The organism is Levilactobacillus wangkuiensis, from assembly GCF_016861605.1.
In the GTDB taxonomy this organism is placed as follows: domain Bacteria; phylum Bacillota; class Bacilli; order Lactobacillales; family Lactobacillaceae; genus Levilactobacillus; species Levilactobacillus wangkuiensis.
In genome coordinates, this window is sequence record NZ_BOLM01000013.1 from 20,742 (window position 1) to 39,408 (window position 18,667).

At 48.5% G+C, this 18,667-nt stretch carries 20 protein-coding genes; 15 read left to right on the forward strand and 5 right to left on the reverse strand.

The window, feature by feature from the left end:
* The first annotated feature begins 356 nt into the window (after window positions 1-356).
* The 4 genes from JUF13_RS09795 (at window position 357) to JUF13_RS09810 (ending at window position 2,862) form a co-directional block, all read left to right on the forward strand.
* Window positions 357-851, forward strand: a complete 495-nt coding sequence (locus JUF13_RS09795) for a hypothetical protein (protein ID WP_203639527.1) — start codon at window positions 357-359, stop codon at window positions 849-851.
* A gap of 494 nt (window positions 852-1,345) precedes the next feature.
* Window positions 1,346-1,708 (forward strand): hypothetical protein, encoded by a 363-nt coding sequence (locus tag JUF13_RS09800; RefSeq protein ID WP_203639528.1) that lies wholly within the window; start codon window positions 1,346-1,348, stop codon window positions 1,706-1,708.
* 80 nt (window positions 1,709-1,788) lie between these two features.
* A complete protein-coding gene (locus JUF13_RS09805; protein ID WP_203639529.1) occupies window positions 1,789-2,442 on the forward strand; it encodes a hypothetical protein in 654 nt (217 codons plus the stop codon).
* A gap of 126 nt (window positions 2,443-2,568) precedes the next feature.
* Window positions 2,569-2,862 carry a hypothetical protein gene (locus tag JUF13_RS09810; RefSeq protein ID WP_203639530.1) on the forward strand — a complete coding sequence of 98 codons (294 nt, stop codon included), beginning with the start codon at window positions 2,569-2,571 and terminating at the stop codon, window positions 2,860-2,862.
* Window positions 2,863-2,979: 117 nt separating this feature from the next.
* Here JUF13_RS09810 and JUF13_RS09815 read toward each other — a convergent pair whose 3' ends face one another.
* Entirely contained in the window at window positions 2,980-3,645 is a 666-nt protein-coding gene (locus JUF13_RS09815) for a metal-dependent transcriptional regulator (protein WP_203639531.1), read from the reverse strand.
* A gap of 392 nt (window positions 3,646-4,037) precedes the next feature.
* Here JUF13_RS09815 and JUF13_RS09820 point away from each other — a divergent pair, with 392 nt between their 5' ends.
* From JUF13_RS09820 to JUF13_RS09845, 6 genes are all read left to right on the forward strand, one after another.
* Window positions 4,038-5,630 (forward strand): Nramp family divalent metal transporter, encoded by a 1,593-nt coding sequence (locus JUF13_RS09820; RefSeq protein WP_125765378.1) that lies wholly within the window; start codon window positions 4,038-4,040, stop codon window positions 5,628-5,630.
* 3 nt (window positions 5,631-5,633) lie between these two features.
* Window positions 5,634-6,065, forward strand: coding sequence for a universal stress protein (locus JUF13_RS09825; protein ID WP_203639532.1), 432 nt, complete (start codon window positions 5,634-5,636; stop codon window positions 6,063-6,065).
* A 499-nt stretch (window positions 6,066-6,564) separates the two neighbouring features.
* Complete coding sequence (locus tag JUF13_RS09830) at window positions 6,565-8,127, forward strand: Nramp family divalent metal transporter (RefSeq protein ID WP_203639533.1); 1,563 nt, start codon at window positions 6,565-6,567, stop codon at window positions 8,125-8,127.
* A gap of 12 nt (window positions 8,128-8,139) precedes the next feature.
* On the forward strand, window positions 8,140-8,571 hold the full coding sequence (locus tag JUF13_RS09835; RefSeq protein ID WP_203639534.1) for a universal stress protein: 432 nt from the start codon (window positions 8,140-8,142) through the stop codon (window positions 8,569-8,571).
* A 162-nt stretch (window positions 8,572-8,733) separates the two neighbouring features.
* On the forward strand, window positions 8,734-9,435 hold the full coding sequence (locus JUF13_RS09840; RefSeq protein ID WP_203639569.1) for a B3/B4 domain-containing protein: 702 nt from the start codon (window positions 8,734-8,736) through the stop codon (window positions 9,433-9,435).
* Between the two features lie 95 nt (window positions 9,436-9,530).
* Window positions 9,531-10,298, forward strand: coding sequence for a CPBP family intramembrane glutamic endopeptidase (locus JUF13_RS09845; protein ID WP_203639535.1), 768 nt, complete (start codon window positions 9,531-9,533; stop codon window positions 10,296-10,298).
* Between the two features lie 65 nt (window positions 10,299-10,363).
* Here the strand turns inward: JUF13_RS09845 and JUF13_RS09850 are convergent, their stop codons facing one another.
* Window positions 10,364-11,350, reverse strand: a complete 987-nt coding sequence (locus JUF13_RS09850) for a GMP reductase (protein WP_203639536.1) — start codon at window positions 11,348-11,350, stop codon at window positions 10,364-10,366.
* A 25-nt stretch (window positions 11,351-11,375) separates the two neighbouring features.
* Window positions 11,376-12,662 (reverse strand): adenylosuccinate synthase, encoded by a 1,287-nt coding sequence (locus JUF13_RS09855; protein WP_203639537.1) that lies wholly within the window; start codon window positions 12,660-12,662, stop codon window positions 11,376-11,378.
* A 274-nt stretch (window positions 12,663-12,936) separates the two neighbouring features.
* Here JUF13_RS09855 and purB point away from each other — a divergent pair, with 274 nt between their 5' ends.
* From purB to JUF13_RS09875, 4 genes are all read left to right on the forward strand, one after another.
* Window positions 12,937-14,235, forward strand: a complete 1,299-nt coding sequence (gene purB / locus JUF13_RS09860; RefSeq protein ID WP_203639538.1) for an adenylosuccinate lyase — start codon at window positions 12,937-12,939, stop codon at window positions 14,233-14,235.
* 48 nt (window positions 14,236-14,283) lie between these two features.
* Window positions 14,284-14,514: a hypothetical protein gene (locus JUF13_RS09865; protein WP_203639539.1), complete on the forward strand. Its 231-nt coding sequence runs from the start codon at window positions 14,284-14,286 to the stop codon at window positions 14,512-14,514.
* Window positions 14,515-14,682: a hypothetical protein gene (locus JUF13_RS09870; protein WP_203639540.1), complete on the forward strand. Its 168-nt coding sequence runs from the start codon at window positions 14,515-14,517 to the stop codon at window positions 14,680-14,682. It abuts the gene before it with no gap.
* A gap of 146 nt (window positions 14,683-14,828) precedes the next feature.
* Window positions 14,829-15,281, forward strand: a complete 453-nt coding sequence (locus tag JUF13_RS09875; RefSeq protein ID WP_203639541.1) for a hypothetical protein — start codon at window positions 14,829-14,831, stop codon at window positions 15,279-15,281.
* A 383-nt stretch (window positions 15,282-15,664) separates the two neighbouring features.
* Here JUF13_RS09875 and JUF13_RS09880 read toward each other — a convergent pair whose 3' ends face one another.
* Both JUF13_RS09880 and JUF13_RS09885 read right to left on the reverse strand, forming a co-directional pair.
* Window positions 15,665-16,603, reverse strand: a complete 939-nt coding sequence (locus JUF13_RS09880; protein ID WP_203639542.1) for an alpha/beta hydrolase — start codon at window positions 16,601-16,603, stop codon at window positions 15,665-15,667.
* 77 nt (window positions 16,604-16,680) lie between these two features.
* Window positions 16,681-17,475 (reverse strand): tyrosine-protein phosphatase, encoded by a 795-nt coding sequence (locus tag JUF13_RS09885; RefSeq protein ID WP_203639543.1) that lies wholly within the window; start codon window positions 17,473-17,475, stop codon window positions 16,681-16,683.
* A gap of 168 nt (window positions 17,476-17,643) precedes the next feature.
* Between JUF13_RS09885 and JUF13_RS09890 the strand changes: the two genes are divergently transcribed.
* The gene (locus JUF13_RS09890) at window positions 17,644-18,528 is read left to right on the forward strand and encodes an alpha/beta hydrolase fold domain-containing protein (protein ID WP_203639544.1); all 885 of its coding nucleotides are present in this window, start codon (window positions 17,644-17,646) and stop codon (window positions 18,526-18,528) included.
* Window positions 18,529-18,667: the final 139 nt, after the last annotated feature.

An 18,667-nucleotide genomic window follows, 5' to 3' on the forward strand; every position in this document is an offset into this window, starting at 1 on the left:
GTTCTTGTGGGTGGCCTCAGGTTAGGGGCCGAGGATGAGTGGGTGGTTGTGAAATGACCGTGATGGATATGAATGTTAGTTAAAATAGTCGTTTTCGCTGGATAGTCTTTCCAGCGGGAGCGGCTATTTTTTTTGAAATTGGTGAGTTAAATGGTTTTTGGCTATAACTATTAGCGGTAAAAATAGAAAAGGTATTTACTATGCTTGACATTAGGCTTACTCTTAAATGTAAAGAGATGAAAATAGCCACGGTAGCAAATGTGTGTGGGTAACAACAAGTGCAAAAGATGGTTAACAGTCACTTTTACAGGATGTACACTGTTAGCCTATTAGAGCCGTTACAGCATAGTGGGAAAATGGCTAATTTATGGGGACAGGAACTCAGTAGAAATGGATTTGATTGGATGAACTTCGTTACTAAACGGCAACTTGCAATAAGCGCTCTATTCTTTAATTTAGTCTCTATAGGAGTACTGACAAAATGGAGAATTGGGTGGTTTCATCTGAATCAATCAGGGACTATTTCCGCTGTCTTGTGTTTGGGGTGGTGTGTAGTAGCGCTGGGACTGGTGATGTTTCAGCATGGAGAAGAAACTAGCGAGAACATCGGTAGTTTTCGCTACAGAAGTTTATCCGAATGGGAAAAATTTGGTGTTGCAATAGTCTTTATCGCGGACGTTTTCCTGGCCAATACGGTCATAATTGGGTTCTTCATTATTTTCTTTATGATCTATTGGATTGTGACTTTTCGGATTGGTCATCGTCATATTTCAGGTGAAGCTGGCTATCAAATTGTGGGATCCATGCTGTGGGTTAATTTGATACCTATTTGGACGCTGTTCTCGGTATAAATTAGTTGTGCATCTGTCTGGTCAATCTTAAGCCGGTGAGGGTTCTACAGGTAATTGGCTTACAAGTAAAGGGGCAAACATGAATCAGAGAAGAACAATCGCAACGTGGCTAAACATAATCATGGCCCTCTTAGTATTGGCTATTGCATTGGTAAATGGATTAAGCACTGTGGCAAGCAATCACGAATTGGCTCCAGGACCATGGAAAGTAAGCTGGATAGTTGTCAATATTGAGATGTGGGTAAACTTGTTTTGGGGCGTAGCTATCTTGATTAAGCGGGTTCCAAATTGGTTCTTATTTATCTTAGGATTAATGGGAACATCTTTATTTGGTTATCTGAATATCTACGTTCAGTATTTTTTCTGGTTCCAGGACTTGATCTTAAGTCTGGCTTGTCTATTCTTCGCATATGGGACTTATCGCAATTATAAAGTTAGGACGAGCAATGCTTAACGTGAGACTTGTATGAGAGCGGGTGGCGGAGGAGTTTAGTATGAACAGAAAAAGAACAATGAACAAATGGGGCAATATGATAATCGGGTTGGTGGTACTGTTTCTAGCTTTGGGACACGGACTAGAAATTTTAGCAAGCAATGCTGGTGCTGGTTCGGAACCGTGGGGAATACGCTGGACAATCGTGAATATTGGCATGTGGGTAAATTTACTCTGGGGTATCTTAATTTTCGTGAGGCGCCTACCTAACTGGATTTTACTGATTGTGAGTGTGAGTGGCTTAGCCTTTTTTGCTTATTTTAATTATTATGTTCAATATTTCTTCTGGCTTCGGGTTTTGATTCTGACAATTGTTTGTGGGTATTTTGTGTATGGGACTTATCGAGACTACCGGGAACGGTAGCTAAAGGTGCATCAGATATGCTTTACAGAGTCTATTTTAAGCAGTGATTCGAAAAAATATAAGGAAAGTTGGTGAGTGGTATGCGCGATAACATTAAGCAATGGCTCAAAAAGCCTGTTAGCTGGTTGGAGATGATACTAGTATTGTTGGTGTTGTTTCTGACATTTACCCCATTTATTCCGAGCAATGCCGTTAGACTGTGTATTTTGCAAAGTGGTCATCCAATTGCGGCTGTGCTTTCAGGACCCAGCAAGCTGCCTAAATCAGAAATTAAGTACTACAGTGGCAGCAAGAGTCAGTTACATTATCAAATCAATGTGCCTTTTTCTACAGAGAGCGCAGACGTGGACGTTGTAGTGGTACATAAGGTTTCTAAGAATCATTTCTATGATAAATATGTTGCGACGCCTGCCTATGCGGTTGGACCGTGGTTAATGTACTTATGGAATGGTTGGGGAGAAGGGATGACATTGCGTAATAATCAAATACCCATGAAATTATTTGGATTCTTTGGGCTCGTAGTTACGGCATTTTGTATTCTAGGTTACATGATAAATGAGGAAGCCATTTCCGCTCAGGCGGCTTCCCCGATTAATAATTGGGTGTGGGGGATAACCACAGTCTTTGCGATAGCATTTACAATCTGTTCATTCTTAAATCAAAAGCGATTCGCGATTATTAGTTTTAGTTTTATGGTGCTGGGGATGGTTATCTATTTTGGATTTTTGAGTTAGATAACGTTCTAAGCGAACAGATTGAAGGAGCTTGGCATGAATAGAAAAAGAATGACGAACAAATGAGTCAATCTTGCGTTGGGTACTGTGATACTGTTCGTTGCACTTAGTAATGGAGTAGATATTTTGGGGAGTAATGCCAGTTGGGGACGGAATTCATGGGGAATAGGCTGGACAGTTGTGAATATTGAGATGTTGGTGAATTTGTTTTGGGGCGTTTTGATTTTCGTAAAGCGTGTACCCAATTGGATTTTAATGGTATTTGGTGTGATTGAAATTCCTTTGTTTATCTATTTCAATTTCTATATCAAATATTTTTTCTGGTTTCAAATCGTAGCCTTGATGATTGTTTGTGGCTATTTTGCATATGGCACCTATAGAGATTACCGGGAAAATAACAGGGTGTGTATTGGCAGATGATTGTCGTAAACTTAAGGCTAATAATTTTCCATTTTATCTCCATAACAATCTAAAAAGGCAGCAGGCACGACGTAGTTTCTAAAGTCGTGTCCGCTGCCTTTAACGTATTCTAATCGTTTAACTTTCAACCGAAGCCATAACTGGCACCGTATACAAGTACGTGGCCACCAGCGCGTTCACGGTCACTTCCCGGTCGTCCGGCAGCTGTAGATAGAGCAGATGGAGTTCCTCATCGCGCGCGGTAATCGTAATTGGCACGTTCAACGGGAGGTCCAGGTGATCGACGTAAGCCACCAAATTAGCCGTTTCCAGGTAGCCGGTCAGGGTGACGGTCGTCGCCACTGGCACGTCACTGAGACGGGTGATGTGGCTATCGTCCGGCAGGGCCGTCGAATCTAGCAGGCCGCCAAAGGGACTCCGCTGTGGGTGGTCGAGGTACTCGGCCAGCGCACGCACCGTGACGGGGGTTAAGGCATCGGCCATTTGCCAGGCCTGTGCTGGAATTTGCGCGAGAGGTAGGTGTAACTGCTGATCACAAAAGACCTCGCACAACCGGTAAGCGTAGAGCAACTGGCCGGCGACGGCCTTACCCTGTTCGGTCAGGGTCACCCCCGTATAGCGGCGTCGATGAACGAGGCCCTGCGCCTGTAGCTGGCGGGTCGTCTCGGTGACCGTGGCGGGTGTCACGTTGGCGAAGTGAATAATCTGTTTATTGCTGACGCGAGTGCGGGCAAAACTACACTCCGCGATGATCTTTAAATAAGTATTTTGATGGTTCGACATCCAATCAACTCCCCAGTGAATTGAAAATAGTTAAGTACCCCTAAAAATTTATTTTACTAGTTTAAATTCTACTGGTAACGGCCGAAAGTTGCAAATCTTTCTGCGTAATCATAATTATCGTGATAGTCTTATATGCTTATTTTAAAATAAATTGTCTAATTAACGGCATTTATCGTGCAAAAGTTTTGTGAACCAAAAAATTTTTTCGATGGATTTCACTTATTCAGTTCACTAAATTCAGTGGCGAAAGGCCGGGGATGAAACCGCTTAAATTACGAATATTATTATTAACAAGTTCACATTTTAAAGTTAAGTCACCCTAAATTTCTATTTGATTTAAGTAAACTTTACGGTACAATGGGCCTTGTAGGAAACAGAAGGGGGTCTTGATTTTGAGTGATACACCAAAGAAGCACAAACTCATTGAATATGCCAATGGGCGGTCACTTGAAGAGATTAACGGTACCGTTAAAGTACCAAAGGGGAAAGGGTTCTGGAAAACACTATTTATGTACTCCGGGCCTGGTGCGTTAGTTGCGGTCGGTTACATGGATCCAGGTAACTGGTCAACGTCCATCACTGGTGGGCAAAATTTCCAATACTTATTAATGTCGATTATCTTGATTTCAAGTTTGATCGCGATGTTACTGCAATACATGGCGGCTAAACTTGGTATCGTGAGTCAAATGGACTTGGCCCAAGCCATTCGGGCACGGACCAGCAAGTCCCTCGGCATCGTGCTGTGGATCATGACGGAGTTTGCCATTATGGCAACGGATATTGCGGAAGTTATTGGGGCCGCAATTGCCTTATATCTGCTGTTCCACATTCCATTGGTCATTGCCGTGTTTATCACGGTGTTAGATGTTTTGCTCTTATTGTTACTGACCAAGATTGGGTTCCGGAAGATTGAAGCCATCGTGGTTTGCCTGATTTTAGTGATTTTGGTGGTCTTCGCTTACGAAGTCGCCTTGTCTAACCCTGACTGGGGTGGCGTCTTTGGCGGCTTGATTCCTAGCATGAAGACGGTCGCTTCCACACCACACATTGGTGGGCAAACGCCTATCAGTGGGGCTTTGGGAATCATTGGGGCGACGGTTATGCCCCATAACCTTTACCTGCATTCAGCCATTTCGCAAACGCGGGAAATTGATCATAACGATGAAGAAGACGTGGCCCGGACGGTTAAATTTACCAGCTGGGACTCCAACATCCAATTGACCTTGGCTTTCTTCGTGAACGCCTTACTGTTGATCATGGGGGTTGCCGTCTTCAAGAGTGGGTCCGTCAAAGACCCATCGTTCTTCGGTCTGTTCCAAGCCTTGTCGGATACCAGTACCATGAGTAACGGTGTGTTGGCTGGCGTGGCGCGGACGGGGATTCTGTCAACGCTGTTTGCCGTTGCCTTGTTAGCTTCTGGGCAAAATTCAACGATTACCGGGACCTTGTCTGGTCAAGTTATCATGGAAGGTTTTGTGCACATGCGGATGCCATTGTGGCTGCGGCGCTTAGTCACCCGGCTACTGTCCGTGATTCCCGTACTAATTTGTGTCATGCTGACCAGTGGCAAGAGTGCCATCGATGAACATGAGGCATTAAATGATTTGATGAACAACTCGCAAGTCTTCTTGGCCTTTGCCTTGCCATTCTCTATGCTGCCGTTGTTAATGATGACGGACAGTGCGGTTGAAATGGGCAAGCGGTTCAAGAACGCGATGTGGATCAAGGTGCTCGGCTGGATTTCTGTGCTGGCCCTGACCTACTTGAACCTGATCAACATGCCAGCTTCTATCCAAGGATTCTACGGCAATGCCATCACGGCGAGCCAAACATCCACGGCAAATGTGATTGCTTACGTTTTGGACGCGGCCATTATTATTCTGTTAGCTTGGATGATTCTAGAACTCCACAAGGGGAGCAAGCGGTTAATCGCAGAACTGGCAGCTGAGAAGGCTGAAAAGTCTTTAGGAAATGAGGAGGCTTAGCGTATGGCAACGACATTTAAACGAATTTTAGTGGGGGTCGATGACTCGGCAGACGCGTTACTAGCGTTTGACTACGCCATCCACCAAGCTAAACGAGATGCAGCCGAATTGATTATTGTGTCAGTGCTGGAACACGATGACATGAACGTCTACCAGGCCTTAGATAGCGACTACGTCCACGGGGAACGAGACGAGTTGCGTGAGCACATGCAAGCCTATCAAAAGCAGGCTCAAGATGCCGGTGTTGCAGACGTGAAAATGGTTATCGCGGAAGGCGAACCCGGGGAAACCATCGTCCGCGACGTGATTCCCCACGTCAAGCCAGACTTACTGGTCATCGGCTCAATCGCCAAAAAGGGTGTCAGCCGCTACTTCGGGAGCCAAGCGGCTTACATGGCAAAGTACGCACCAATTTCTGTGATGGTCATTCGGTAGGGATTAAAAGTAGAAATATAGAAAATTTGAATTTATTAATGCAGATACTGACTGATTTATTGGCTTAGTAAGTGTTAGTCATAGAGAGAGGTTTCAGTCAGAGCTGATGAGTGACATCGATGTTAGCCGAGAGGGCAGTTAAAAATAGGCTCAGCCGTGGGATTTCCTGAGGATTTTCCTCAGGAAATGGCGACTTTGAAATGCGGTTTATGCGGTTCAAAGCGAGTCAGAAGACCGCTTCTCAGGCTTCTGGCGTCCTGCCCACCGCGTTCCGGCCTATTTTTAACTGCCCGGTAGGCGATGCAACATCGATGTAAGATAGTAAAAGCGTACGAACTAAGCCGTTAGCCCACTAAAACGTGGTTTAGCGGCTTTTTTAATTCCTTAAAATTAACCGCCACCCCCCTAAATTTAACGACTCGTCATTTAACAGTGCCGGTAGCTAGGCATTGCCGTACACTAGCTTTGGTCAGAAAAGTTGACCAGGAGGAGTGAGAGCATGCCAGAAGAAAAGAAGCACAAGCTGATTGAATATGCGAACGGCCGCTCACTAGAAGAAATCAATGGGACGGTCAAGGTGCCCAAGGACATTGGTTTCTGGAAAACCTTGTTTGCGTACTCAGGGCCTGGTGCGTTGGTTGCCGTGGGGTACATGGATCCCGGGAACTGGTCGACGTCAATTACCGGTGGTCAAAATTTCCAGTACCTGCTGATGTCTGTCATCTTGATGTCAAGTTTGATTGCGATGCTGTTGCAATACATGGCGGCTAAACTTGGTATCGTGAGTCAGATGGATCTGGCCCAAGCCATTCGCGCGCGGACCAGTAAATCACTAGGGGTGGTTTTATGGTTATTAACTGAATTGGCTATCATGGCGACGGATATCGCGGAAGTTATTGGGGCAGCGATTGCGTTGTACCTGCTGTTCCACATCCCGTTAGTCATCGCCGTCTTCATCACGGTCTTTGATGTGCTGTTGCTATTATTGCTGACCAAGGTCGGCTTCCGGAAAATTGAAGCCATCGTGGTTTGCCTGATTATGGTGATTCTCTTCGTCTTCGTCTATCAGGTTGCCTTGTCCAATCCCGATTGGGGTGGCGTCTTCAAGGGCCTGATTCCCACCGGTGAAACGTTCTCAACTGGACATGCGGTTGCTGGAATGACGCCATTAAACGGGGCCCTCGGCATCATCGGGGCTACCGTCATGCCGCACAATTTGTACCTGCATTCGGCCATTTCACAGACGCGCTCGATCGACCACAACGATGAGGAAGACGTGGCGCGGACGGTTAAATTTGCCGGGCTGGATTCGAACATTCAACTGACCTTTGCCTTCTTCGTCAACGCGTTACTGCTGATCATGGGGGTCGCCGTCTTCAAGACCGGTGCCGTCAAAGATCCTTCCTTCTTCGGCCTGTTCCACGCGCTGTCAGATACGACGACCATGAGCAATGGTGTTCTGAGCAGTGTCGCACGGACCGGGGTCTTATCCACGTTGTTCGCCGTGGCTTTACTGGCTTCCGGGCAAAACTCCACGATTACCGGGACACTATCCGGGCAAGTCATCATGGAAGGCTTCGTGCACATGCGGATGCCCCTGTGGTTGCGGCGGTTGGTGACCCGTCTGCTGTCCGTGATTCCCGTCTTGATCTGTGTCATGTTGACCAGCGGCAAGAGTGCGATTGCGGAACACGAAGCACTGAATGATTTAATGAACAATTCGCAAGTCTTTCTGGCGTTTGCCCTGCCATTTTCCATGCTACCTCTCTTGATGATGACCGATAGCAAATTGGAAATGGGCGAGCGTTTCAAGAACTCCTGGTGGCTTAAAATTTTAGGCTGGTTCTCCGTCATTGCCTTGACCGGGTTGAACCTGGAAGGCATGCCGGGGCAAGTTCAGGCTTTCTTCGGCAGTAACGTGACGGGTGGCACGCTGGCCTTGGCCAATGGCATTGCCTACGCGTTGATTGCGGCCGTATTGGGCTTGCTGGCGTGGACCATCGTGGAATTACATTTTGGCAACAAGCGCCTAGCCGCATCGCTAGCGGCGAAGGAAAAGTAGGGGGATGAGTGCATGCCAACCACGTTTAAACGAATTTTAGTCGGCGTCGACGATTCGGCGGATGCCTTGTTAGCCTTTAGGTACGCGATTCATCAGGCGAAACGAGACGGTGCCGAGTTGGTGATCGCGTCGGTTTTGGAAAAGGAAACCATGAACGTTTACCAGGCGCTGGATACGGATTTCATTCACGGCCAATATGATGATTTGAAACGACACGTCCGCGAGTACCAGCAACAGGCAGAGGACGCGGGGGTTGCCGACGTCCGCATCATGATTGCGGAGGGGGAGCCGGGTGAGACCATCGTGAAGGAAATCATTCCCCAGATTAAGCCGGACATTCTCATTGTCGGGTCAATCGCCAAGAAGGGTGTCAGTCGTCACTTTGGTAGCCAGGCCGCGTACATGGCTAAGTATGCGCCGGTCTCGGTGCTGGTGATTCGGTAAAGCATAGTTAGAAAATGTTATAATAAAAAACACAAAACGACTCATCCACAAAATAGGATGGGTCGTTTTTGACTATCGTTGCAAATTTTTACCAGTAGCTTATGATGAGAGAGTAAGTAATTAAACCAGCGATTAACCGAAAGGATGAATAGAACTATGACGATGAAGGATGTTATTATTGACGATAGTTTTTGGCAAACGTATCCGGAGGCCCAGATCAATTTGATGTGGCTGACGGGTTTTGATAACCACGATACGGATGATAATCTGGCTGAACGCCAAGAATTATTGCGCACGGCGACGGCGGAATCCGACAAATTTACCAAGGTTGACCCCTTCCGGAACAACCCGGTGGTGGCCGAATGGCGGGAGGCTTACCAACAATTTCCCAAGCGTAAAGGCGCGCGTTCTTCGATTGAAGCCTTGTTAAAGCGGGCTAGTCAGGGCCACGAGTTTACCCCAATCGAGCCACTGGTTGACGTGTATAACAGTATTTCACTGCGTTACGGCGTGCCAGTCGGCATTGAAGACCGGGATAAAATTGCCGGTGACCTGCATTTAGGCAAGGCACAAGGCGGCGAATCCTTCTTCCCATTGGGTGCAGAAGAGGATGACCCGGCCCGGGCTGGCGAAATGATTTACTACGATGAAGATGGCGCCGTATGCCGGAGTCTGAACTGGCGGGAAGCCCAACGGACCATGTTGACGGACGACACCACCAACGGGATTGTCGTGATGGAATCGGTCAACGCCGACCAGGCTGCCCGTGCCAATGAAGCCATGGCAGCCTTAGCCGAATTGATTCCAACCTATTTCGGGATCAAACCGGATAAGACGGCCGTTTTGACCGCTGAAACGAAGTAACTAGCTTAATCGCTACTGATGCAGAAATTTCGGGGAAGCTTGTGTTGGTTAGCGATAGACTGAATTTTAAGTGGAAAAAGAAGGGGAGAGTTTTTTTGGAATTAAATCAGGGGAGAAGACAACCGGCGTACCAGCTCATTTTAACGTGGGTACTGGTGATCGTTGTGATGAATGTCGTCGGCTATTTGCTGAAAAAGGCCAGTTTGTCGACGATGTTAACATCGTTTTTGGAAGAAATTGTTGTCTTAACGATTGTTTGTTTGGCTAATCGGTTTTGGTTAGGTGTGCCGATCCATTTAAAGTCGGAACTGTCATTTTGGCAACAGGTTAAGACTAACGGGGTACCCGTATTTTTTATGGTTTTGAACGGGTCCTTACTGGTCACGGCCAAACACTTTACGGGGCACTCAGCCCTGCTGGTGTTACTGGCGTTGCTGATTGCCATCTTTGAGGAGACACTGTTTAGAGGCATCTTGCTCGGCGGATTTCTACGGCGGTTTGCCAACCATGTGCGTTGGGGCGTGTGGCTGGCGGTGATTTGCAGTAGTCTATTGTTTGCTGCGAGCCATTTGATCAATCTGTCACACCAGAGTCTGACGATGACTATCGGGCAAGTTCTGATGGCGTTCGGGTTTGGCTTACTGACGAGTGCCATGTATCTCCGGACGGGGAGTTTATTGTGGACGATTGCGTGGCATTTCTTGGAGGATGCCCAGGTGTTGGTCAATACGGGACTGCTTCAGCAGGGCGTAAATTTACCTGCCTGGGCTGGCATCGGACCACTGGTCGTCTATGGCGGCGTTGCCTGGTTCATGTTACGGCGGTCTAAGTTGGCTGATATTCGGGCTCGTTTTTTAAACTAAATTATGTAGCAAAAAGTCACGCGTCACTTTCCACACCGGAAAGGACGCGTGACTTTTATTTTTGTCTAGTAATTGTCGCCGTTCATGATGGAGCTCTTCACGATAACGTAGTCCACGGTCCGAATGTCCAGCAGGTTACGGCCACCTGCGTAGGAAATTGAGGATTGCAGGTCTTCTTGCATGGCGTTTAACGTGTTGGCGATGTCGCCGCGGTAAGGGACCAGCATCTGCTTGCCCTCAACGTTGCGGTAGGCGCCTTTTTGCTTTTCAGAGGCGGAACCCCAGTATTGCTTGAAGGTCCGGCCGTCGATCGTTAACAGACTACCAGGCGATTGTTCGTGACCGGCTAACATTGAGCCAATCATGACCATGCTAGCACCGAAACGAATTGACTTGGCGATGTCGCCGTTGTAGCGAATCCCGCCGTCAGCGATAATTGGCTTCCGGGCAGCCTTGGCGCAGAGCCGAACGGCCGCGAGTTGCCAGCCACCGGTCCCGAAGCCCGTCTTGAGCTTGGTGATGCAGGCCTTACCAGGTCCGATACCGACTTTGGTAGCGTCCGCACCGGCGTTTTCCAATTCCCGAACGGCTTCAGGAGTGCCGACGTTTCCGGCAATCACGAAGCTATCGGGCAACTTGGTCTTGATTTGCTTGATCATCCGAATGACTGCGTCACTGTGACCGTGCGCGATATCAATCGTGATGTATTCAGGTACCAGGTCGGCTGCGGCAAGTTCGTCAATGAAGGCGTGCTCGTCGTCTTTGACCCCCACACTAATGGAAGCAAAGAGGGACTTGGCGTGCATCCGTTCAATGAAGCCGCGGCGTTCTTCTGGGTGGAACCGGTGCATGACGTAGAAATAATCATGCTGGGCCAGCCAAATGGCTAGGGGTTCGTTGATGACCGTTTCCATGTTCGCGGGAACGACCGGAATTTTAAACCGGTGGGGGCCAAATTCAATACTGGTATCGGCCTCGCTTCGACTGTCGATGATACATTTGTTAGGAATCAGTTGAATATCTTCGTAATCAAATACTTCAGCAGGATGCATGTGCAGTCACTCCTTGTTCGTGGGGTTAGGCGTTCCAGACGTCTTGTAAAATGTTGGTCTGTTCACGGTCGGGGCCAACGGAGAGCGTGGCGATATCCACACCCACCAATTCGGCGAGGCGTTTGACGTAGTTTTGGGCGTTGACGGGAAGTTCTTCGACTGAGTGACAGCCGGTGATGTCTTCCGTCCAGCCAGGGAATTCTTCATAGATGGGTTGGCAAGCGTCCAGGTCAACTAGGCTAGCGGGGTAGTGGTAAATAGCCTCGCCGTTTAATTCGTAAGCCTTGCAGATCTTGACAGTCTTGAGACCAGTCAACACGTCGAGACAGTTCAGAGACAGGCTCGTTAAACCAGAAACGCGCTTGGCATGGCGAAGAACGACGCTGTCGAACCAGCCGATTCGGCGAGGACGCTTGGTAACCGTCCCGTATTCGTGGCCAGTCTCACGGATGGTGTCCCCAATTTCATCAAAGAGTTCAGTCGGGAAAGGACCATCACCGACTCGTGACGTGTAGGCCTTGCAGACACCGACAACGTGGTCGATCTTGGTTGGGCCCACACCGGCACCGATGGTTACTCCACCGGCAACGGGGTTCGAGGACGTGACGAATGGGTAAGTCCCGTGGTCGATGTCTAACATTACCCCTTGAGCGCCTTCGAAGAGAACATTCTTGCCGGCGTCAATTGCGTCGTTGATCACGACGGATGTGTCGGTGACGTGGCCTTTGATTTGTTGGCCCAGTGCATAGTATTCATCGAAAACATCATCAAAGTTAAGCGGTTCGACATCGTATAACTTGGTTAAAACATTATTCTTTTCAATTAAGTTTTGGCGTAATTTATCAGCGAAAATGTCGTGGTCCAACAGATCCGCGATACGAATCCCGATTCGTTCGGCTTTATCCATGTAAGCCGGGCCAATCCCCTTGTTGGTGGTCCCAATCTTGTTTTCCTTCGCCTTTTCTTGCGCTTGGTCTAACAAAATGTGGTAGGGCAAAATCACGTGCGCCCGGTCGGAAATCCGTAAATTATCGGTAGAAATACCATTTTCATGGAGGTAAGTCAGTTCTGCAATCAGAGACTTCGGATTGACGACGACCCCATTACCAATCACACTCAGCTTGTCGGCGTAGAAAATTCCAGAAGGAATCAGCCGTAACTTGAACGTTTGGCCATTGAAAACAATGGTGTGGCCGGCATTGTCACCACCTTGGTAGCGGGCAATGACATCAGCCTTCTCACTCAGAAAATCCGTGATCTTTCCTTTACCTTCATCGCCCCATTGACTACCAACTACTACTGTTGATGACATTGCAAACACCTCATCGTTATTATTTGCCGGGCCGAACACCCAGCAAGAATAAGTGTATCAAGTTCGGAATTAAAAATCAAGTGAAAAGCGAACAATTTATTTAATAATGCAGTATAAAGTTCTTTTAATTATGGGTAGAAATTAATTAATAAGGGATATAACGCGTAAATCACTAGCTAAAGTGGGATGTTCTGTGATAAAATAGATATCAGAGAAAAGAACGAAAATTAAAATTAATGTTCGTGTTTTACCTATTTTCGAGGAGGAAATGTGCATGTTAGAACGCTATACCCGACCAGAGATGGGCCAGATTTGGTCCCTAGAAAACCAGTACCAGTCTTGGCTTGCCGTGGAGATTGCCATTGATGAGGCTTGGGCAAAGTTGGGCGAAGTCCCTGCTGAAGATGCACGTAAGATTCGTGAGAACGCGACCTTTGATGTCGACCGCATTGCCGAGATTGAAGCCGTCACCCACCATGATATGGTTGCCTTCACGCGGGATGTTTCGGAATCATTAGGCGCCGAACGCAAATGGATTCACTTTGGGGTCACCAGCACGGACGTGGTCGACACCGCTCAGGGTTACCGATTAAAGCAAGCCAACGCCGTATTACGACAGGATTTGGTGACGTTGATTGCGACGCTTAAGGACATGGCGCTTCATTATAAGGACACGGTCATGATTGGTCGGACCCATGGGGTTCAGGCCGAACCCACCACGTTTGGCTTAAAGATTGCGCGCTTCTACGCGGAAATGGAACGGAACTTGGCGCGTTTTGACCAAGCCGCAACCGCCGTGGAGACCGGGAAAATCAGTGGGGCAGTCGGGACGTTTGCCAACGTGCCACCAGAAGTCGAAGCCTCAGTCTGTGAAGAGCTGGGCATCAGTGCGCAACCAATTGCCAGCCAAGTGCTGCCGCGGGACCTGCACGCGGACTACATTTCAATGTTGGCCTTGATTGGGACGGGTGTTGAAAATATTGCCACGGAGATTCGGAGCCTACAACGCTCAGAAATCCATGAAGTGGAAGAACATTTTAGTGCCGGACAAAAGGGTTCCTCAGCCATGCCGCACAAACGTAACCCCATCGGTTCCGAAAATGTGACCGGCCTGGCCCGCGTCTTACGGGGGACCATGGTCACGGCGTATGAGAACGTGAGTCTCTGGCACGAACGGGACATTTCTCATTCTTCAGCTGAACGCATGATTTTGCCTGAAAGCACGACGCTGTTAGACTACATGCTACACCGGATTAACGGCATCTTGACGAACTTGGATGTTTTCCCAGAAACGATGAAGGCCAATATGAACCGGACGTACGGACTGATTTACAGTCAACGGCTATTGTTGAAGCTGATTGAATCGGGACTCAGTCGTGAGGCTGCTTATGACTTGGTCCAACCGTTGACCGCCCAAGCCTGGGACCAACAGACGCAGTTCCGGCCACTGGTGGAAGCCAATGCGGAAATTACGCAACGGTTAACGCCAGCTCAGATTGATGATGCGTTTGATTATCATTACCACTTGCGCCGCGTGGACTTTATCTTTAACCGCTTAGGGTTAACCAAATAGGTTTGTCGACGTCGTTAGCTTGTCTGTGAACTATGGGAGGAATGGCCAATGGAAAAAGTGTATTCACCAATTGATGCGCAACAGAATCTACTAGACTTGTTACGGCAAGTTCATGCCGGAAAGGCCGTCAAGATTGCATCGTCTCAGCAAACCGATGACGGCGCCATTTTGATGAGTGAAGCCCAGTGGGCGGCCATTCAAGCACAGCTCGTCCAGTCAACTCAGACGCACGAGACGCAGCACCGGCAGGATCTGTATAAGGCTTGGCGGTGGTTGTAAGTGAGTGAGAAGAATTCGGAAAAGATTGTGGTGGATGCGGATGAGTGGCATTCACTACAAGAAACCTTGTTTTTGATTAATCAGGGTGTTGACCGGCAGATTAAGGAACGCGGTAACGATAAGACTGTCGGATTTGATGAAGCTTGGCGGCAGATTAAAGATAAATAGCATAAAGCAAACAGGAAAAGTCCAGGAGAAGTCTTCTGGACTTTTTGGTGTCCAATGGTGTTCTGCCTTACATCCCGCACTTTCTAATGTTGGTTAGTTCGTAGTAAGCTGACCGTGAGTCTACACATAATAAGGAGTGACAAGCTTTGAAGTTCAAAAGACTGATTTTGATACTACTAGCAACCCTTTCCGTTGCCTTAGTATTTGGGAGTACGCCCCGGACGGCACAAGCAGCTAGCTGGAAGACTAGTGTCCCAAAGGTATTGCGGGGGCATTGGTGGAGTAGCTATGTGCCAGGCAGCGTGCGGGTTCGCTATAAATTCAGCAAGAAGTCTATTAGTGATACAGATTGCTTTTTCAAAAGTCATGGCAGATGGGTGAATAGTCACCGGGAGTTGAGCTCGGTCAATACGTTCAATCATCTCGTAAAAATTAAGCATTATGCTAAGAACAAGTATGTGATTAAGCCCGCCGATAAGCTTCCATCTAGCGGTAGTAATCGGGTTAAGATTACCAGAAAAGGTAAGAACAAAATCGTCATGACCTCTCGGTTTAAGCACACGTGGTCAAAGCCAGAGACTTTAACACGGGCGAAGTAAGCTGTTCGCCAGGCGGAGCAGAATTCCAGCCCAAAATAAAAGGTTCGTCGCACTCTCGGGGAAGAGTACGGCGAACCTTTTTTCATGAGGAGTGCATTTACATAGGGGGTGTAAACGCAACTTAGAGGGGTGATTAGGCTTGAGGGAACCTAATCAGGAAGGATTCTCTTAGGGGGAGAGAATCTAAAAGGGATTGGATATAGAATTTGGTTAGTAATAGTTATTGGCTAATTACTATGATGTTTACTATACCCGCCGCTTGTGAAGAGAAAAGGGCCAAATTCGTGATGACTTTTTGACAAATTGCTAAAGAAAAACTAAAGTGTGAAGATTCTACGTTAATCATAAGGAAGCTGTAAACGCCGTTAAGTTAGGCTTAAGCTTCAGTCCTCGTCGAAGTAAGTTTGGAGAAATTCCGTGACGTGTTGTTGATAACGCGCCGGATTAGTCCAGAAACTTTCCGCATGGGAGGCGTTTTTCACAATCCATAATTGCTTCGGGGCGTGTGTCGCCGCGTAGTTTTCGTAAGCCATGCCCACGGGCACGTAGACGTCTTTTTCACCGTGGATAAAGAGAATTGGCCGCCGATTTTTCCGCAGTTGGTCCGTAGCGGTCACGTCGCCCAGGTAGTAGCCCAACCGACGCTTGGAAATGGTGCTGACGAGGGGCTCGATGGGGTACTTGGGCAAATGGAACTGCCGCTTCAACAGGTAGGTCAACTCGGCTTCAATACTGGAGTAGCCACAGTCGGCGATGATGGCTTTGACCTGCGTGGGGAGGCTTTCACCAGAGAGCATCTCCATTGTGGCCCCACCCATACTGACACCGAACAACAAAATTTTGACATCGTTGTCGGCCCGGTCGATGACCTGTTGGATCCATTGCAGGTAGTCCAACCGGTCTAGCCAGCCAAAGCTGATGTACTTGCCGGCGCTCTCACCGTGGCCTCGGTCATCCGGCAACAGGACATTGAAGCCTAGGCGATGATACATCTGGGCAAAGTTTGCCATGGTTTCACCGTTGCCCTTGTAACCGTGAGAGATGATCACGGTCTTGGCGCTCGGCGTTTCCGCGGGGATGTACTCCGCCACCATCCGGTTCTGCGGGTCGTGTTCGTGCAGGTACCATTTTTCCTTAGGAATCTTCTGGTACCAGTCGACGTAGGCGTAATAGGCGTCGGCGTATTTTTGCTTGTCCGCGGAGGTTTCTGGGACGTAATTCACGCGTTTAAAGGCAAAGTTAAAGAGGTGCTCACTGGCGGCCAGTGAGGTCAGGGCGATTCCAGCAAGTGGAAGGGCCCAAGTCAACGTTTTCTTCTTCATTAGCAATCAGTTCCTTTCGTATAGGTGAGGTTAAAAAACCAGACTACCCGTTAAAACGGTTAGCCTGGCGTGGATGTTTAGTCCAAATAAAGTCGTTTCAAAGTGGTTAATTCGCTGTGGGATAAGCCCAAAACGTCGTGTAGGTAATCCTGCGTGCCGCCGTACTGGGTGTTGATGACCTTCGTCGCCGCGGCCAAATAGTCGGGGTTGACCGTGGACAGTGCCCGGATGTTGGTCACAAAGGCTTCTGAATGGCCTTCTTCACGAGCCTTGTCACTTTGGCGGTCTACTAGTGGCATAACGTTTGGATTCGTTAACAGGTAGTCCTGATGAATGGTTTGGGGATCAACATTTAGGGCGCTCAAGGCTAAGAATGCCCCCATCCCAGTCCGGTCCTTACCAGCGGTACAGTGGAAGAGCACGGATTGATCGGCTTTTTCGTTGCTGAGGAGCGTGCCGAAGAAATTGTGGTAGGCTTCCTGCGCCGTGGGCATCGTCACCATCTTTTGGTAAACGTCTAACATGTGGCGGTACCCGGCCTGGTCATCGCCGTTGAAGCGGGCTTCGAGTTCTTCCTGGGTGGCTGAAGCGTCAGTTTCGTCGCCAGCCGGAAAGACCGGGAGAAAATGATAGGTTACCCCAGCCGGAACCTTGTCCGGCGCCTGTTTCTTTTCATCGTTGGAGCGAAAATCAACGTCGGCAACGACGCCATAGTCCGTTAATAATTGTTGGTCATCCGGGGTGAGGCGCGCTAGCCCGTCTGTCCGCAATAACTTGTGCCACTTAACCGAGTGGCCGTCAACGGTGGTGTAGCCGCCCAGTTCTCGGAAGTTCCAGCCGCCCGTCACGTTTAATTTTCGGTTATTTGTCATTGGTTTCTTGCCACCCTTTCAGATTTACTGTTACGCCTTCTATTCTAACGGTTTTTCGGAAAATTACCTAGTAATTCAATCTGAGGGAAGCGTTTTTAGTGGAAACGCTGTATACTGGCAATATGAGTCGAGCAAAAAACGAAGTCAAAAAAGATAAGGGTGATAGTCGTGAGTTTGCGCGGGAAATGGTTACTCTTCAAGACCCAGCACAGTCAGCTCAAACAGCAGATTCAACAAGCATTTTTACAGCCTAGCCGGCAAAACCGGGCCGTGGTGCCAGAAAAGTTTCCGGCTACCATCGTGACCAAGGAACGCAAAGTCTTCGGCGGTCGCATCCTGACCGCTGCGTCGGGTGCACCATTACCGCAACACGTGTTGTTATTTCACGGCGGTGCGTACACCATGCAGGGCATCGACAGCCATCGTGAACTGATGGAAACGTTGGTCCAACAGGCTAATTTGCGAATCTCCTACATTGATTACCCCCTGGTTCCAGAGGCAACGGTTGACGAGACGGTGATTTTCGCCATGAACGCCTACGATTACCTGCGGGCTCAGTATCCGGACGACCAGTTCTTCTTGATGGGGGACTCGGCCGGGGGCGGCTTGGCGCTGACTTTGTTACAACAATTGAAAATTCACCAAGAACCCTTGCCAGCTGGGACGGTGCTGATTTCGCCGTGGACCGACCTAAGCATGATGAATCCTGACCTCCAAACGGCGGCCAAGCACGATCCATATCTTACACTGGCCACTTTGAAAAAAATCGGCTTCGATTACGCGGGGGATCACCCCGTGACCGATCCCCTTGTCAGTCCCATTTATGGCGACTTTGACGACTTGGGACCAATCCTCCTATATTACGGGACTAATGAATTGTTGGCGGCAGATGACGAACGGCTGATTCAAAAGCTAAACGAAGCCAATGGCACGCCAGCCAAGGTTCACGAACTGAAGTCGATGCTCCACGACTACATCCTGTGGGGCAAGCTGCCTGAATCCAAGCGGACATTGAAGGAAGTTAAGCAGTTTATTTTGACTGGAAAGTTATAGAGTAAAGAGTGTGGAGCGAGCCGTTTAGGTTCTGAGCATTAACGTCGACTAAGTGATGACCCTGGGCTTGGGTCATTGCTTAGTCGGGGTTAAGCGCAGGGACCTGGCTCGCGGAACACGTTTCGGAAGCCGCCAGGAC

Excerpts from the sequence above, each read along its gene's own strand:
- JUF13_RS09795 (WP_203639527.1), top strand. The coding sequence starts at position 357 with ATGGCTAATTTATGGGGACAGGAACTCAGTAGAAATGGATTTGATTGG.
- JUF13_RS09800 (WP_203639528.1), top strand. The coding sequence starts at position 1,346 with ATGAACAGAAAAAGAACAATGAACAAATGGGGCAATATGATAATCGGG.
- JUF13_RS09805 (WP_203639529.1), top strand. The coding sequence starts at position 1,789 with ATGCGCGATAACATTAAGCAATGGCTCAAAAAGCCTGTTAGCTGGTTG.
- JUF13_RS09815 (WP_203639531.1), bottom strand. The coding sequence starts at position 3,645 with ATGTCGAACCATCAAAATACTTATTTAAAGATCATCGCGGAGTGTAGT.
- JUF13_RS09825 (WP_203639532.1), top strand. The coding sequence starts at position 5,634 with ATGGCAACGACATTTAAACGAATTTTAGTGGGGGTCGATGACTCGGCA.
- JUF13_RS09830 (WP_203639533.1), top strand. The coding sequence starts at position 6,565 with ATGCCAGAAGAAAAGAAGCACAAGCTGATTGAATATGCGAACGGCCGC.
- JUF13_RS09835 (WP_203639534.1), top strand. The coding sequence starts at position 8,140 with ATGCCAACCACGTTTAAACGAATTTTAGTCGGCGTCGACGATTCGGCG.
- JUF13_RS09840 (WP_203639569.1), top strand. The coding sequence starts at position 8,734 with ATGAAGGATGTTATTATTGACGATAGTTTTTGGCAAACGTATCCGGAG.
- JUF13_RS09850 (WP_203639536.1), bottom strand. The coding sequence starts at position 11,350 with ATGCATCCTGCTGAAGTATTTGATTACGAAGATATTCAACTGATTCCT.
- JUF13_RS09855 (WP_203639537.1), bottom strand. The coding sequence starts at position 12,662 with ATGTCATCAACAGTAGTAGTTGGTAGTCAATGGGGCGATGAAGGTAAA.
- purB (WP_203639538.1), top strand. The coding sequence starts at position 12,937 with ATGTTAGAACGCTATACCCGACCAGAGATGGGCCAGATTTGGTCCCTA.
- JUF13_RS09865 (WP_203639539.1), top strand. The coding sequence starts at position 14,284 with ATGGAAAAAGTGTATTCACCAATTGATGCGCAACAGAATCTACTAGAC.
- JUF13_RS09880 (WP_203639542.1), bottom strand. The coding sequence starts at position 16,603 with ATGAAGAAGAAAACGTTGACTTGGGCCCTTCCACTTGCTGGAATCGCC.
- JUF13_RS09885 (WP_203639543.1), bottom strand. The coding sequence starts at position 17,475 with ATGACAAATAACCGAAAATTAAACGTGACGGGCGGCTGGAACTTCCGA.